General features: G+C 63.0%; 13 protein-coding genes. 4 read left to right on the forward strand and 9 right to left on the reverse strand.

What is annotated here, in order from left to right:
- Positions 1–10 precede the first annotated feature (10 nt).
- Entirely contained in the window at positions 11–1,084 is a 1,074-nt protein-coding gene (locus ACO08C_RS11580) for a serine hydrolase domain-containing protein (RefSeq protein WP_421785767.1), read from the forward strand.
- A 7-nt stretch (positions 1,085–1,091) separates the two neighbouring features.
- On the opposite strand, the gene ACO08C_RS11585 is transcribed toward ACO08C_RS11580, so the two are convergent.
- From ACO08C_RS11585 to ubiA, 9 genes are all read right to left on the reverse strand, one after another.
- Positions 1,092–2,468 (reverse strand): serine hydrolase domain-containing protein, encoded by a 1,377-nt coding sequence (locus ACO08C_RS11585; protein WP_421785769.1) that lies wholly within the window; start codon positions 2,466–2,468, stop codon positions 1,092–1,094.
- Between the two features lie 23 nt (positions 2,469–2,491).
- On the reverse strand, positions 2,492–2,782 hold the full coding sequence (locus tag ACO08C_RS11590; protein WP_421785771.1) for a GNAT family N-acetyltransferase: 291 nt from the start codon (positions 2,780–2,782) through the stop codon (positions 2,492–2,494).
- Positions 2,783–2,981: 199 nt separating this feature from the next.
- Positions 2,982–3,716: an HAD family hydrolase gene (locus ACO08C_RS11595; RefSeq protein WP_421785772.1), complete on the reverse strand. Its 735-nt coding sequence runs from the start codon at positions 3,714–3,716 to the stop codon at positions 2,982–2,984.
- Positions 3,713–4,621 carry an aminotransferase class IV gene (locus ACO08C_RS11600; protein ID WP_421785774.1) on the reverse strand — a complete coding sequence of 303 codons (909 nt, stop codon included), beginning with the start codon at positions 4,619–4,621 and terminating at the stop codon, positions 3,713–3,715. Before ACO08C_RS11600 ends, ACO08C_RS11595 begins: the two co-directional genes overlap by 4 nt.
- The gene (locus tag ACO08C_RS11605; protein WP_421785776.1) at positions 4,621–5,400 is read right to left on the reverse strand and encodes an enoyl-CoA hydratase; all 780 of its coding nucleotides are present in this window, start codon (positions 5,398–5,400) and stop codon (positions 4,621–4,623) included. The genes ACO08C_RS11600 and ACO08C_RS11605 overlap by 1 nt, the downstream gene beginning before the upstream one ends.
- Positions 5,401–5,471: 71 nt before the next feature.
- Positions 5,472–5,906: a MarR family winged helix-turn-helix transcriptional regulator gene (locus tag ACO08C_RS11610; RefSeq protein WP_421785778.1), complete on the reverse strand. Its 435-nt coding sequence runs from the start codon at positions 5,904–5,906 to the stop codon at positions 5,472–5,474.
- Positions 5,907–6,006: 100 nt separating this feature from the next.
- Positions 6,007–7,419 (reverse strand): M16 family metallopeptidase, encoded by a 1,413-nt coding sequence (locus ACO08C_RS11615; RefSeq protein WP_421785780.1) that lies wholly within the window; start codon positions 7,417–7,419, stop codon positions 6,007–6,009.
- A gap of 16 nt (positions 7,420–7,435) precedes the next feature.
- On the reverse strand, positions 7,436–8,869 hold the full coding sequence (locus ACO08C_RS11620) for a M16 family metallopeptidase (RefSeq protein WP_421785782.1): 1,434 nt from the start codon (positions 8,867–8,869) through the stop codon (positions 7,436–7,438).
- A 71-nt stretch (positions 8,870–8,940) separates the two neighbouring features.
- Positions 8,941–9,837 carry a 4-hydroxybenzoate octaprenyltransferase gene (ubiA, locus tag ACO08C_RS11625; protein ID WP_421785783.1) on the reverse strand — a complete coding sequence of 299 codons (897 nt, stop codon included), beginning with the start codon at positions 9,835–9,837 and terminating at the stop codon, positions 8,941–8,943.
- Positions 9,838–9,910: 73 nt separating this feature from the next.
- Between ubiA and ACO08C_RS11630 the strand changes: the two genes are divergently transcribed.
- From ACO08C_RS11630 to ACO08C_RS11640, 3 genes are all read left to right on the forward strand, one after another.
- Positions 9,911–10,699: a 16S rRNA (uracil(1498)-N(3))-methyltransferase gene (locus ACO08C_RS11630; RefSeq protein ID WP_421785785.1), complete on the forward strand. Its 789-nt coding sequence runs from the start codon at positions 9,911–9,913 to the stop codon at positions 10,697–10,699.
- A gap of 69 nt (positions 10,700–10,768) precedes the next feature.
- A complete protein-coding gene (locus tag ACO08C_RS11635; RefSeq protein ID WP_421785786.1) occupies positions 10,769–12,142 on the forward strand; it encodes a glutamate--cysteine ligase in 1,374 nt (457 codons plus the stop codon).
- A gap of 186 nt (positions 12,143–12,328) precedes the next feature.
- Entirely contained in the window at positions 12,329–14,050 is a 1,722-nt protein-coding gene (locus ACO08C_RS11640; protein WP_421788712.1) for a peptide MFS transporter, read from the forward strand.
- The last annotated feature ends 69 nt before the right edge of the window (positions 14,051–14,119 follow it).

The raw sequence follows: 14,119 nt of genomic DNA on the forward strand, positions 1-14,119 counted from the left end.
GAGACTTCAGGTGATCATTTCAGCTTGCCTGATGCTGGCGGCCCTGCTGGACGGGGCGGCCAACCTTCCGGATGACAATCTCCCGCTTGATTTGCCGGAGAGCTTTTCAGGCCAGATTGTTATCGGCCACCGAGACGGGATCCTGGTGCAAGCTAGCCGCGGGCTAGCGGACCGGGCCGGGCAGGTGCCTGTCACGCCGGAAACCCTGTTCGACATGGGGTCGCTGACCAAGCAGATCACCGCGGCAGGCGTCGTGTTGCTGGCCGGGGAGGGACGTTTGTCGCTTCAGGAGCCGCTGTCGGCCTTCTTCGAAACCCTGCCGCGCGACATTGCCGGACGGACGGTTCACGATCTTCTAGTCCACACCGCCGGGCTGCCACAGTATTCCGGTGGCGATTACGATCCCGTCGACAGGAGCGCCTTCTCGGCCTGGCTGGCGACCGCTGATACAAGCGAAGTCGCGCCAGGGACCTTCCATTATTCGAACCCCGGCTATTCCATGGCAGCCCGTATCATCGAGATGCGCAGCGGCGAGGATTTCGAGTCGTTCGTCCAGACGCGGCTGCTGGCGCCCGCCGGTATCGGCGACATCGGTTACCGGAACCTGCCCGACGACCGGGTCGAGGCCATCGGCTATCGCGGCGGCGAGGCTCAGGGACGGCCAAGCGAACAGCCCTGGCTGGAGGATGGCCCCTCCTGGAATCTGCGTGGCAATGGCGGATTGCTGACGACGGCGGACGCTCTTTATCGCTGGACACTCGCGCTCACGGGCGGCGGCGTGCTGGACGAAGCCCATAGGCCCTGCTGTTCGCGCCGCATTCGGTCCGGGACGCCGAGCGGGGCCTATCATACGGCTATGGCTGGAATGTGCTCGGGGAGGGCGCGGCACGCCGTATCTATCATTCCGGGGGCAATCTGGTTTTCGTCGCCTATGTCGAGTGGCAGCCGCAGCCTGATTGCGTCATCGTTGTCACCAGCAATGCCTTCGACGAATCGAACATCGGCGCGGTCATCGGCGAGGCCCGTGCCGCGCTATTGCGCACCGAGGCCTGTGGCACCGCCGGCTAGTTCTTCAGCGCGGTGAATGTTTTCTAGCCATCCCCGGCCGGCGCGTCCCGCAGGGCGTCCAACACACCCGCCGCCAAGGAGCCGGAGCGCGAATTGGTCCGGTTGGTCGCGCCAAAGCGGACCACCATCAAGTCCTGGTCGGGCATGACATAGCCCCATTGGCCCTGGAAACCGCTCATCATCACGGCATTGTCCGGCAGGCCCGTCGCCGCGAGTGGCAGCCAGAATCCCGCGCCATATTCCTCGCCCGAGCCGGGCGTCGGCGTGGAGATGAAGTCATACCAGTTGGCCGGGATCAGGCGTTCGCCGCCGGCCATGCCGTCATCGAGATAGAGCATGCCCAGCCGCGCCCAGTCGTGCGGCGTCATGTAGAGATAGGACGAGCCCTGCCAGGTGCCGCTTTCGTCCGGTTCCAACACGGCGGAGTAGATGCCCAGCGGGTGGAAAAGGCGCTCGCGCAGCGCGGCGGTCTGCTCGTTGAGCGAATCGCCGAGCCGCATCTGCAGGGCGTGCGTCGCCAGGATGGTGTTGGCGGACATGTATTGCCAGTGCGCGCCGGGTTCGTGGAGCTGATCCCGCGTGGCGGCAAAGCGGGGCATGTTCGATTCCGTCATCAGCATGTCGGTATTCGGATCAAAGCCATTGTTCAACTCGGCCGCAGCGAGGCCGTAGGACATACGTAAGAGGTTATTCAGCGAGATGTGGGACAGCTCGGGCCGCCATTCATTCAGCCCGTCGATCTGGTCCGGCGCATAGAGGTCGATCTCGCCGTCTTCGACCATCACCCCGGCCAGCGTGGCGATCATCGACTTGGTCATCGACCAGCCATGCAGCCGGCTGTCGCGGGTCACGCCCGGCGCATAACGTTCGGCGACCAGCCGGCCCTGATGGAAGACGGCGACGGCCAGCGTATTGCGATTGGGATCGGCATCGGCCGGGTCGAAGGCGCCGTCGACCGCCGCCTGCAAGGCTGCGGTATCGAAGTTGGCATCGCGATGGGCGGTATCGAGTTCGAAGGGCTGGAATGCCGGCTGGGCAGGGGCGGTCAGCGCAGGGTCGAAGCTGTCGATGCGGCGGTGATCAAGCGTGCAGCCATGGCCTTCGCGATAAACGGCTTCCTGGTGCCAGAGACCCAGCACGCGCGAATGTACGCTGTTGTCGCCGGAGTCGACCCGGGCGCTGACGAGGGCCGCTGCCCCGCCCAGCAACGGGTCGACATAAAGCGCGCGCGCCCGATCCGGCTCAAGCCCGGAAACGAAGGTCAGCGAACAGACCTGCTTGGCGGTGATGCCGGTGGCGGCCGGCAGGTAGATGCGGCCAATGGGTGATGTATTGAGCCAGACAAGGCCCGCGAGAATGATCGCTGCGACAGCGATACCGATCCAACGCAAAATAGTCATAACAGTCCCCGGTCTGCCCCTTGCTAGTCGAAAATAGCCGACTCTTCGGGATGCTTCCTGACCCACGCCCTAATATACGGACAAAGCGGGACGATCTTCACGCCTTCGGTTCTCGCGGCGGCAATCAAGGCCCGGACGAGCTGGCTGCCGAGCCCCTGTCCTTCGTGCGAGCGCGGCACGCCCGTATGATCTGCAATCCAGCGGCTGGTGCCGGCGCGCGAATAGGTCAGCTCGGCTTCCTTGCCGTCACCGAGATCAATGACGAACCGTCCGCGGGTTTCGCCGGTTTCGTGCCGGACGTCGAGATCGCTCATATTTATCCTCACACGGTTGTGAACCGCTTTTCCGGTTATTCACTCGTTGATTTCATCCCAGCCGCGACAAACTGTCAAAACAGGGGGACGCAATGAAACACCTCATCATGTTCGTGGCCGGGTTCGCCGGTTTTTCCGCCGCCGCTCAGGCCGATCCGTTCGAATATTCCCACGAGGAAGTCGTACAGGGCCAGGACGGCTAGGCCGTCAGCTTTTTCTGGCGCAGTTTTTCATAGTGCGGGCGGCAAGCCTTGACGACGCCACAGGCCGATTCCGGCAGGTCGTGCGGGCTGTCCTGGGGCGGTTCGAATCCCGTCGACGCGGCCACGCGCTCATACCACCAGGGCGCCCAGACCCCGTCGCTGTCGCGCGGGCCTGGTGACCAGGACAACATGGCGTCGTCAAAGGTAATGCCAATTTCGCGGCAGAGCGCGGTGAGCAGGCCGCGCGGATTTTCCAGCACGTCCCGGCCTTCGATCACCGGCCAGGCGCGGCCGGTGAGCTGGCTGGCATATTCATACAGCTCGGACTGGCGGGCGGCGCCGATATCGTCCGCGGTGACACTTCCGGCGGTGGCCGCGAAACTGGCCGCGACTTCGGCCGGATCGCGGATCAGGAAGATGTGGCGGCAGGCGGCCATCCAGTCGCGCGGGATCGTCTCGAGCATGTGCTGGCACATGTGTTTCTGGAAGAAGATCGGTGCGCCGCCGGGCGCGTCCCCGGCGCAGCGCCGGGCGATATCGCCGGCATCAAGGGGGACGGATTTCAGGATGTCCTCGCGGCCGGGATGTTCGAGCCCGGTTTCCGCGAGATAGGGACCATAAAAGGGCTCGTCCCAGACCTCGCAATCGGAGCGGTTTTCAAAAGCGCGCATCGTCGCGGTCGAGATATTGCGCGGGCCCGACCACAGGCAGATGCGGATTGTGCCGCTCATTCCTTTGCGATCTTTTCCGCATAGAGCGCCTGCAGGCGTTCGACCATGGGGCCACGCCCCTCGCTGATCCGGCGGCCATCGACTTCGGTGACCGGCACCAGACCGGCAAAAGTCCCCGTGGTGAAGGCTTCGTCCGCGGAATAGACCTGCGTCAGGGTGAAATTCTTTTCAAACACCGGAATCCCGGCCGCGCGGCAGATCTCGATGATGACGCCGCGTGTGACGCCGCCCAGACAATAATCGCCGGTCGAGGTCCAGACCTCGCCTTTTCGAACAATGAAGAAGTGCGTCGAATTGCAGGTTGCCACGAAGCCGTGCGGATCGAGCATCAGGGCTTCGTCTGCCCCGGCCTTGGTGGCCTGGATGCAGGCGGTGATGCAATTGATCTTGGAATGCGAGTTGAGTTTCTGATCCTGCACGTCGGGATAGCCGCGCCGGACATGGACCGTGAACAGGCTCAGCCCTGTCCTGGCCACAGCCGGATCCGGCTTTTTCCATTCCGGCAGGATGACGATGGTGGCCGGTGAAATGGTCACCCGCGGATCCTGATACGGCGTGGCCTTGAGTCCGCGCGTGGTCATCAGGCGGATATGGACGCCATCACCGGCCAACATGTTGTTGGCGTCGAGCGTCTCATAGAGCGCTTTCGTCAATGCCTCGCGCGACAGGCCGAGATCGTAATCAAGGGCTTTCGCGCCCTCCTCCAGCCGGTCGAGATGGCGATCGAGGAAGGCGATTTTGCCATTGTGGACCCGCAAGCCCTCCCAGACCCCGTCACCCAGGACGAAACCGGAATCAAGGACCGATACCCTGGCCTCGTTGCGCGGATAGAGGGCGCCATTGATCCAGACATTGATCTCCGCATTGCGCGGATCGTCGAGATAGGAATGCGCGCCCTTGCCCATCAGCCGAACTTCGAGAAATCAGGGGCGCGCCGTTCCATGAAGGCGGTCACGGCTTCGGCGAATTCCGGTGAGGACAGCATGTCGGCGAAGAGTGCGCCTTCGCGCCGCATGCGCTGTTCTGCCGATTCCTCGGGCGCCTGCATCAGCTCCTTGGCGGTCCGGACGGCGCCCGGCGATTTGGCTGCCAGGATCAGGGCGCGCTTGCGTACTTCGGCGGACAGGTTTTCCGACGGGAAAACATCGACGATGAGACCGGCTTCCTTCGCACGCGCTGCGTCCCAGGTGGAGCCGAGCATGAGCAGGTCGGACGCTGCCGACCGGCCGAGCCGCGCCGGGAAAAAGAGGCTGGAGGCAAATTCGGGCGCCAGTGCCAGATCGACGAAGGGTGTTTTGAATGCGGCGTTATCGGATGCGTAGGCGAGGTCGCAATGCATCAGAAGCGTCGTACCGATTCCGATGGCGAGCCCGTCCACTTCAGCGATTATCGGCTTCTTTGCGGACATGAGGGCGCGCATGAAGCGTTCGACGGGCGGCATGTCGCCTGAGCCGCCGATATGAGGCGGCGCTTCCATGAAGTCGATCAGATCGTTTCCGGCCGTGAACAGGCCGGGCGTTCCGCCGAGCACGAAGACGCGAACATCGCGATCGTCTTCGCCGGTCTCGATCGCCTCGGCGGCGGCCGAGTACATTTCGCGCAGAAGCGCATTCTTCTTTTCGGGACGATTCCACCGGATGGTCCGGACGCCCTCGGACGTATCGATCGAGACAAGCTGACTCATGAAGCGGCTCCGCGATTGCTGATGCGGTCTCTCTAGGCAAGTCGGCGGCGCAAATCCAGTTCGCGTCAGCGTCAACTTTCGTCGACCGCGATCTGTGTCAGCGCATCGTGGAGGACATCCGAGACCTCGTCACCGAGGCGGGCTTCGAGTTCCGTGTTCAGTGCGCGCAGGATGGCGTCGGCCTTATCGGCCGCCACCCGACCGCTGTCTGTTAGCGTGACCATGGCGCCGCGCCGGTCGCGGGTATCGGCGGCTTTGGTCACCAGACCTGCCTTGACCATGCGGTCGACCAAGCCGGTCACGGCGGGCGGGTTCAGGGACAGCGTTTTGCTCAAGGCGCCCATGCGGCGGTCGCCGCGTCTTTGCAGGAGAAACAGCACGCTTGCTTGGGCCGCGGAAACGCCGGCACCGGCTTTCAGCCGCCGGTCGGCCTCGCGGTTCAGGCGCCGCGCCGCGATCTCGATCAACAGGAATAACCGCCGGTCAACGGCGCGAACCTTGGCCATGGCGGAATAATCGCGCGATTCTTTCGGTTCCGAAAGAAATCCCGGTGACAATGTGCCGGTATGCGATCGCTGCGGCTCGCTAGGCCCCGCCTGTTACCCGCTAGGGCGCAGCTTCGACAAACTCCGCGTCGGCGAGTTGCGGGAAGGCCCGAAGCCCGTCCTCGATCGATGCCAGATCGCCCACGACCACCAGCACCATGCGGTCCGGCTGCAGATATTCCGCCGCGACGGCGGAGATTTCGGCATTCGAGACCTCGTTGATGCGGCCGACATAATTCTCCAGATAATCATCGGGCAGGCCGTGAAAATGCTGGTTGATCAACTGGCTGATCAGGCCTCCGGTCGAGGCGTTCTGCAGGATGAAGATTCCGCCGATCCAAGTGCGCATGCCGTTGGCCTCGTCAGCCGGCGGGGCGTTGAGCTGCAATGTCTGGATCTCGCTGAATATCTCGGTGAAGGCCTCGACCGTGTGCTCCGTGATGATGTCGGCATTGAACGTCCAGTAGGACGAGCCGAACCGGTTGGTGATCCCGGAGCCCGGGGAATAGGTCCAGCCGTTGGTTTCCCGGAGATTGCGGGTCAGGCGCGAGGTGAAGGACCCGCCGAGCAGGGCGTTCATCACGGTCAGCGCATAGGCGTCTTCGGTTCCGATCGGCGCGACCGGCACACCGAGCCGGATCGTGGTCTGCGGCGCCCCCGGGCGGTCTATGAGCCGGACCAGCGGGCCGGTCCGGGGGCTGGCTTCGGGGATATCGACCGGGTTCCCGGCCTCCCAATCACCGAAGGCGTCGCGGATCGCCGCTTCCATCTCGTCATGATCAAACCGCCCGGCGATGTAGATGTGGGTGCGCGCAGCGCCGAAATGCTCATCGTAGAAGGCGCGGACCTGGTCAAGCGTGTAGCTGTCCATCTGGCCGACGTCCGGCAGCCCCTGTCCGTAAGGATGCTCGTCGCCATAGAGCAGGCCGACATAGGCTTCGGTCGCGACGGGGCCCGGCTGCGAGCGGGCGACGGTCATGTTGCGGATCTCGTTCTGCAGCACACGGCTGAACTCGGAGTCCGGGAAATCCGGCTGCCGCATCACCGTGGCAATCCGGCTGATGGCTTCGGGTCCGAATTCGGACAGGACGTTCGAAGAAAAATTCGCCGTGTGCATGCCGACGCCGACCGACAGATCGCCGCCCATGGAGGCAAACGCCTGGGCGATGGACTCCGGGCTTTCACCGCCGGCGCCTTCTTCCATCATCGCCGCCACGAGATCGGCCATGTAGGTCGCTTCGCCGTCGAAGACATTCCCGGCCATCACGTTGATGACGATGTTCACCTTCGGCGCGAGGCCGAAATCAATGAAGGTCGCCTGCAGCCCGTTATCCAGTTCGATGGTGGTCGTCGAGGGCAGCTCGAACGCCGGCGCCGGGCCGATGTCCGGCCGCGTGCTTTGCTGGGCGATAGCGCTCGACGTGGCCAAGGCCAGGGCGCCGGCGGCGAGGATTTTCAGTGTCGTTCCGATCATGGTCATGTCCTCCCGATCACTCTTCGTTTTCGGCGTCGCCGCCGAGACTGCCGTCCGGATCCGGAATGACGCGGAGCACCGACCGGTTTGTCGGGCGCAGATATTCCTGCGCGGTGGCGAGAACGAGTTCCGGCGTGACCTGGTCGAAGCCTTCCTCGATCCGGTTGATCCGGCTCGGATCGTCATCGAACAGGGCAAAGACCGCCAGCAGATCGACCAAGCCGAAGCGCGTCGAGGAATCGACGATATCGTAGAATTGCGACCGTAGCTTGGTGATCGCGCGGTCGAGCTGTTCCTGGGTGACGGGCTCGGTGCGCAAGCCCTCGATGACCTCGTCGACGCTGCCCATGATTTCCTCATGGGTGTAGGCATCGTCGTGGATCATGCCGACGGACCACAGCATCGGGCCGTTGTAATTGTACATGTTGCCGAGAAGATTGATGCCGCCAAACACGCCGGAGGCATAGCCTTCCTCATTGATCAGCCGCTGGTTCAGCAAGCTGTCATCGCCTTGCACCAGGATCTGATCGAGCACGGCCATAGCATAGTATTCCGGCGATCCGCGTTCCGGCATGTGATAGCCGAAGCCGAGCGCCGGCTGCGGGGCCAGGCGGTCAAAAATCTCGCCGAATTTCTCTTCTTCCTGGCGCGGCTCGGAAACATCAATCGGATCCGGCTGCGGGCTGGACTGGATGCCGCCGAATTCTCTTTCTATCCAGGCCAGTGTTTCATCGGCATCGATGTCACCGGCGACAACGATGACCGCGTTGTTGGGCGCGTAATACGTGTCGAAGAAGGCTTGAACATCTTCGAGATTTGCCGCGCGGATGTCTTCCAGGTCGCCGTAGAAATTGTGGGCATTGTGCCAGTTTTCGTTGGCAAGCATCGGCAGGTCGATCCAGATCCAGCCGCCATAAGGCTGGTTGATGACGTTCACGAGCACTTCGTTCTCGACCACGCCCTGCTGGTTCTCCAGCACTTCCTGATCGATGATCGGCGCGCGCATGCGATCGCCTTCGGCCCAGATCACCGCTTCCAGCGCGTTCGAGGGCACAACCTCGTAATAGTTGGTGAAATCGAACCGCGTGGAGCCATTATTGACGCCCCCCGAACCGTAAATCAGGGAATCGAAATCGCCCTTTGGCAGGTTCTCCGAGCCCTGGAACATGAGGTGTTCGAACAGATGCGCGAAACCGGTCCGGTTGCGCGGCTCGTTGCGGAAACCGACGCCATAGTAAACCGCGACGGTGGCTGTCGGGACGGTCGGATCTTCTGACAGGACAACCCGCAGCCCGTTGTCGAGCGTGTGATAGCTGACATCGACCTGGATGCCTGACGGGACCGGATCGGTCGTCGATGCATCCGCCGGGCCGGAACTCCGGTCAGCGGCCGGTTGACTGCACGCTGCAAGCACGCAGGCGCCGAGAACGGCCAGTAGCCGACTTGCCATGATCTGCCTCCCTAAACTGACGCTTGAACAGCGCCGCCCGATATCCATCCCGCCACGCGGGTGTCCAAAGGTCAAATGAATGAACTGAAAAGAAATGCCAATGCGAGAAGCAGTCCGGTGGTCCGGTTGCTCTTGAAAACGGCGAGGCAGGCCGCCCCGTCGTGCGGGTCGGTTTTCCGGATCTGATCAAAGAGATGGAAAGCGTAGGGCAGGATGAGCAGGGAGAGCCACAGCGGTGCTCCTGCCAGCACGGCCGCCAGTGCCACCAATACAGCGGCTGCGCCATAGAAGCCCCAGAGCCAGAGCGTCAAATGCGATTGCAAAGCGAGCGCTGTCGATTTGACGCCCACCATGGCGTCGTCTTCCATGTCCTGACAGGCGTAAATCGTGTCATAGCCAAGCGTCCAGAAAAAGCCGGAGACATAAAGCGCGATGGCCGCGGCATCGAGATGGCCGGCGATCGTCGCGTAGCCGACCAGCACACCCCAGTTGAAGGTCAGGCCGAGCCAGGCCTGCGGCCACCAAGTGATCCGCTTCATGAAGGGATAGGCGGCCACCAATACCAGTGCGCCCAGTGCCACCCATCGCGCCAGTCCCGGCAGCTGCATCAGGACGATGAAGCCGACAAGGCACTGGGCGAGCAGAAACAGCCAGGCGGCGCGCAGCGATATTGTGCCCGCAGCCAGCGGCCGGTCGGCGGTCCGGGCGACCCTGCGGTCGAGATCGCGATCGATAATGTCGTTATAGGTGCAGCCGGCGCCGCGCATGGCGATCGCGCCGACGGCAAACAGCGCCGCCCATCCCAGATCGGTCAGCCGGGCCGGATCGCCACTTGCGAGGCGCGCCAGCAAAACGCCGGTCCAACAGGGAATGGCGAGCAGCCAAAATCCGATCGGCCGGTCATAGCGCGCCAAACGCAGAAACGGACGGAATTGCGCCGGCGCCCGGTCGACCCAGGTTTTGGGCAAGCTGTCTGCGACGCGTCGATCGGCGGAGATTGGCATAGGGATAGATGCCCCGTGACGGGGCGCGGAGGCAAGAGTGTTGACGGCGCCGGATCTACTGCTTACCCGCTCGGACATGTCAGATCCCCGTTTGTATTGCCCGGAAAAACTGATCAACGGTGCTCGGCTCCAGCTGGGACGTGACGAGAGCCACTACCTGATCTCGGTCATGCGCCGGCGCGAAGGCGAAAAAGTGCGGCTTTTCAATGCTGAAGACGGCGAGTGGTCGGCCGTCGTCACGGCCGCCGACCGCAAGCAGGCGACCCTCGACGTCGCCGGCCAGTTGCGGCCTCCCGCAAAGGTGCCCGATCTCGACCTCCTGTTTGCGCCCGTGAAGAAAAACCGCACCGATTTCATTGTGGAAAAAGCCACGGAGCTGGGTGTGCGTGCGATCCGGCCCGTGATCACGCACCGGACCATCGCCGGCAAGGTCCGCACCGACCGGCTCCGCGCGCTGGCCAAGGAGGCTGCGGAGCAGACCGAGCGGCTCGATCTTCCCGAGATTGCGGACGCCGTGCAGCTCGATACCTGTCTGTCGGACTGGCCGTCCGGCCGTCCGCTGATCTTTTGCGACGAGGCGGGCGACGCGCCGCTGATGCCCGACGCCCTGGCCGGTTTGGCCGATGGCGGCGTTTCGATCCTGATCGGACCGGAGGGCGGGTTTTCGCCCGAAGAGCGCGAACGGATCCGGGCGCTGCCGAGCTCTGTGCCGGTCTCGCTCGGGCCGCGAATTCTGCGCGCCGATACAGCGGCTGTTGCGGCGTTGACGCTGTTCCAGGCGCTGCGCGGCGATTGGGCGGCGCGTGCACAAGCGCGTGAAAACTGACGGCTTTGCCTTGCCGCTCGGAGCGCAGGCTCCTAACTAGGCGGTCAGGACGAGGGGAGCGGCAATCCATTGAGCGGATCCTATTCTGACGGCGGTGGCGGAGCGGTCATCGAAAGCACCGAACAAATGGCGGCGCACCTCGCCAGGGGCTGCAAGCCGCGCGATCAATGGCGGCTCGGCACCGAGCACGAGAAGTTCGGTTTCACCCTGAAAGACCACCAGCCTTTGCCTTATGAGGGCGAGGGACCGACCGTTCGGAAAATGCTGGAAGGGCTGACCCGTTTCGGCTGGGAACCGGTGCTTGAAAACGGCAAGCCGATCGCGCTCAAACGCGAAGGCGCCAGCGTCAGCCTGGAGCCCGGCGGCCAGTTCGAACTGTCCGGCGCGCCGCTTGAGAACGTTCACCAGACCTGTTCCGAAGTGAATGGCCATCTGAAAGAGGTGAAGTCGGTCGCCGACGAGATCGGCGCCGGTTTCCTCGGTCTCGGCTTTTCGCCGAAATGGTCGCTGGAAGACACGCCGCTGATGCCAAAGGGCCGCTATGGCCTGATGAAGGCCTACATGCCCAAGGTCGGAAAACTCGGCCACCAGATGATGTTCCGGTCCTGCACCGTGCAGGTCAATCTCGACTTCGACAGCGAAGCGACGATGGTGAAGATGTTCCGCGTGTCGCTGGCGCTGCAGCCAGTGGCGACGGCGCTGTTCGCCAATTCGCCTTTCGCCGATGGCCGGCCGAACGGTTTCCTTTCCTACCGGGCCCACATCTGGACCGACACCGATAATGACCGCACCGGCATGCTGCCCTTCGTGTTCGAGGACGGGATGGGGTTCGAGCGCTATGTCGACTATGCGCTCGACGTGCCGATGTATTTCGTCAAACGGAAAGGTGCCTTTATCGATGCGACCGGGCAGAGCTTCCGCGATTTCATCGCCCGAAAGCTGCCGGCCTTGCCCGGCGAGCGCGCGACCATCGAGGATTTCGACGATCACCTGTCGACGATTTTTCCCGAGGTCCGGCTCAAGACATTCCTGGAAATGCGCGGCGCGGATGGCGGTCCGTGGAACCGCCTGTGCGCATTGCCGGCCTTGTGGGCCGGGATCCTCTATGACGACGCGTCACTGGAAGCGGCCTGGCAGCTGGTCAAGGACTGGAGCGCCGAGGAACGCGAGGCGCTGCGTCTTGGCGCGGCGCGCACCGCGCTGAAAACGCCGTTCCGGAACACGACGCTTCAGGGCATCGCCAAGCAAGTCTTGGCGATATCCCGCAGCGGGCTGCGCGCCCGGGCCAAGCTGAACGGGCATGGCGAGAATGAAGCGGTGTTCCTCGACGATCTCGAAGCCATTGCGGACAGCGGACGGAGCCCGGCGGAAGACCTTCTGCAGCGCTATCATTCAGGCTGGGAACACTCGGTCGAGCCGGCTTTTACCGACTGCGCCTACTGACAGTTTCGTGACAGGTTCTCCCTTGAGTGGCTGTTGACGCCGTGATCAAGTGCGCCCCGACAACCGGCGAGGGCCGGCATCGGGGAGGATGCATTGACTGACACAACCGCTTCAGCGGTGCCTGCATCGCGGGACACCAGCTTTTTCGGCCATCCCAAGGGGCTGGCCATCCTGTTCTTCACCGAGATGTGGGAGCGTTTTTCCTATTATGGGATGCGCGGCCTGCTGATCATCTACCTGACCCAGCATTTCCTGTTTTCCGACCAGCAATCGACGCTGATCTACGGCGCGTATACGGCGCTGGTCTATGTGATGACGATTATCGGCGGCACGCTGGCGGACCGCTATCTCGGACAGCGCAAGGCCGTCACATTCGGCGCCATCTTGTTGGTGCTGGGGCACGGCATGATGGCGCTCGAAGGCTCGGGATCGCGCGAGATTCTGACCTATGAGGGCGCAGAATACGAGATTACCCAGGACGGTCGCGGCAGCGGTGCAAACGTCAATTCCATCATTGTTTCCGAGAGCGGGCAGTCGATCATCACCTATAGCGATGGCGGAACGACCGCAAATGTTGCCGATCCGGCCGCGGTCGGTCTCCCGGCGAGCTTCGAAATCTCCGGTGACATGACCCGCATCGAGCAAGAGGCGCTCTACGTCAACATCCTCTATCTCGCCCTGGCACTGATCATTGCCGGGGTCGGCTTTCTGAAAGCCAATATCTCGACCATTGTCGGCACGCTTTACGGGCTGGGCGATACGCGGCGGGATTCCGGCTTCACCCTGTTCTATATGGGCATCAATCTGGGCTCCTTCCTGTCCTCGATCACGGTCGGCATCATTGGTATCGTCTATGGCTGGAAATGGGGGTTTGGCCTGGCCGGGATCGGCATGCTCGCGGGCCTTCTGACCTTCCTGTTCTTCCAGCACTGGCTGGAAGGCCGGGCCGACCCTCCGGACGCCGAGAAGCTCAAGAAAAAGGTTTTCGGCCCGCTCAATGTGGAATGGGCCTGCTATCTGGCCGGGCTGGCGATCATCGGCATCTCGATGCTGGCCGTGATGAACCCGCAATATATGGGCGGTGTGCTGGGCCCGTTGGGCATCATCATGCTGGTCTTCCTCGTCGGCTATGCCTTCATGAAGACCCACGGGCAGGAACGCGGGCAGATGTTTGCGGCGATCTATTTCGTGCTGGCGCAGATCCCGTTCTGGGCGTTGTTTGAGCAGGCCGGTTCATCGCTGAACCTGTTCACCGACCGCCTGGTCGATCGCAGCATGTTCGGCTGGGAAGTGCCGGCGCCGGTCTTCCAGGCACTCAATGCGGGTTTCATCTTCATCTTCGCGCCGCTGGTAGCGTGGCTGTGGATCTTCCTCGCCAAGCGGCGGATGAATCCATCGACGCCGGTGAAGTTTGCCGGTGGCGTCTTCTTGGTCGGGCTCGGCTTCCTGGCGCTCGTGCTGGGCATGAATGTCAGCGGCACGGCGGGCATGACGGCGGTCTACTTCATCTTCCTGATCTACTGGGTCCACACAATGGGCGAGCTGATGCTGTCGCCGGTTGGCCTGTCGGCCGTGACAAAGCTGGCGCCAGCGCGCGTCGTGGGTATGACGATGGGCGCCTGGTTCCTCTATTCGGGCCTGTCGAACTTCCTGGCGGGCATAATTGCATCGACCACGGGCGCCGAAACGATAGGCGGCCAGTTGACGGATGTTGCGGCGGCCAAGGCCACATACAGTGCGGTTTATACGCAGGTTGGCCTGATCGCGATGGGTATCGCCCTGTTCATGTTGCTGATCTCGCCGATCATCAAAAAGCTGATGGGCAATGCGGATGGCACGTTGGAGCCGCACCCGGAGGATACCGAAGCCGGCGGTCCGTCGATGGACCGGACATCCGGCGCGCCGTGAGCCGGGCGGTCTGCGCCTAAAAGAAAGCCACCGCGTGATGATGCGCGGTGGCTTTTTTGTGTCTTGCGG

The sequence above is a fragment of the Hyphobacterium sp. genome (assembly GCF_965229905.1).
In the GTDB taxonomy this organism is placed as follows: domain Bacteria; phylum Pseudomonadota; class Alphaproteobacteria; order Caulobacterales; family Maricaulaceae; genus Hyphobacterium.

Excerpts from the sequence above, each read along its gene's own strand:
- ACO08C_RS11590 (WP_421785771.1), bottom strand. The coding sequence starts at position 2,782 with ATGAGCGATCTCGACGTCCGGCACGAAACCGGCGAAACCCGCGGACGG.
- ACO08C_RS11640 (WP_421788712.1), top strand. The coding sequence starts at position 12,329 with ATGTGGGAGCGTTTTTCCTATTATGGGATGCGCGGCCTGCTGATCATC.
- ACO08C_RS11615 (WP_421785780.1), bottom strand. The coding sequence starts at position 7,419 with ATGATCGGAACGACACTGAAAATCCTCGCCGCCGGCGCCCTGGCCTTG.
- ACO08C_RS11585 (WP_421785769.1), bottom strand. The coding sequence starts at position 2,468 with ATGACTATTTTGCGTTGGATCGGTATCGCTGTCGCAGCGATCATTCTC.
- ACO08C_RS11620 (WP_421785782.1), bottom strand. The coding sequence starts at position 8,869 with ATGGCAAGTCGGCTACTGGCCGTTCTCGGCGCCTGCGTGCTTGCAGCG.
- ACO08C_RS11600 (WP_421785774.1), bottom strand. The coding sequence starts at position 4,621 with ATGGGCAAGGGCGCGCATTCCTATCTCGACGATCCGCGCAATGCGGAG.
- ACO08C_RS11595 (WP_421785772.1), bottom strand. The coding sequence starts at position 3,716 with ATGAGCGGCACAATCCGCATCTGCCTGTGGTCGGGCCCGCGCAATATC.
- ACO08C_RS11610 (WP_421785778.1), bottom strand. The coding sequence starts at position 5,906 with ATGGCCAAGGTTCGCGCCGTTGACCGGCGGTTATTCCTGTTGATCGAG.
- ACO08C_RS11605 (WP_421785776.1), bottom strand. The coding sequence starts at position 5,400 with ATGAGTCAGCTTGTCTCGATCGATACGTCCGAGGGCGTCCGGACCATC.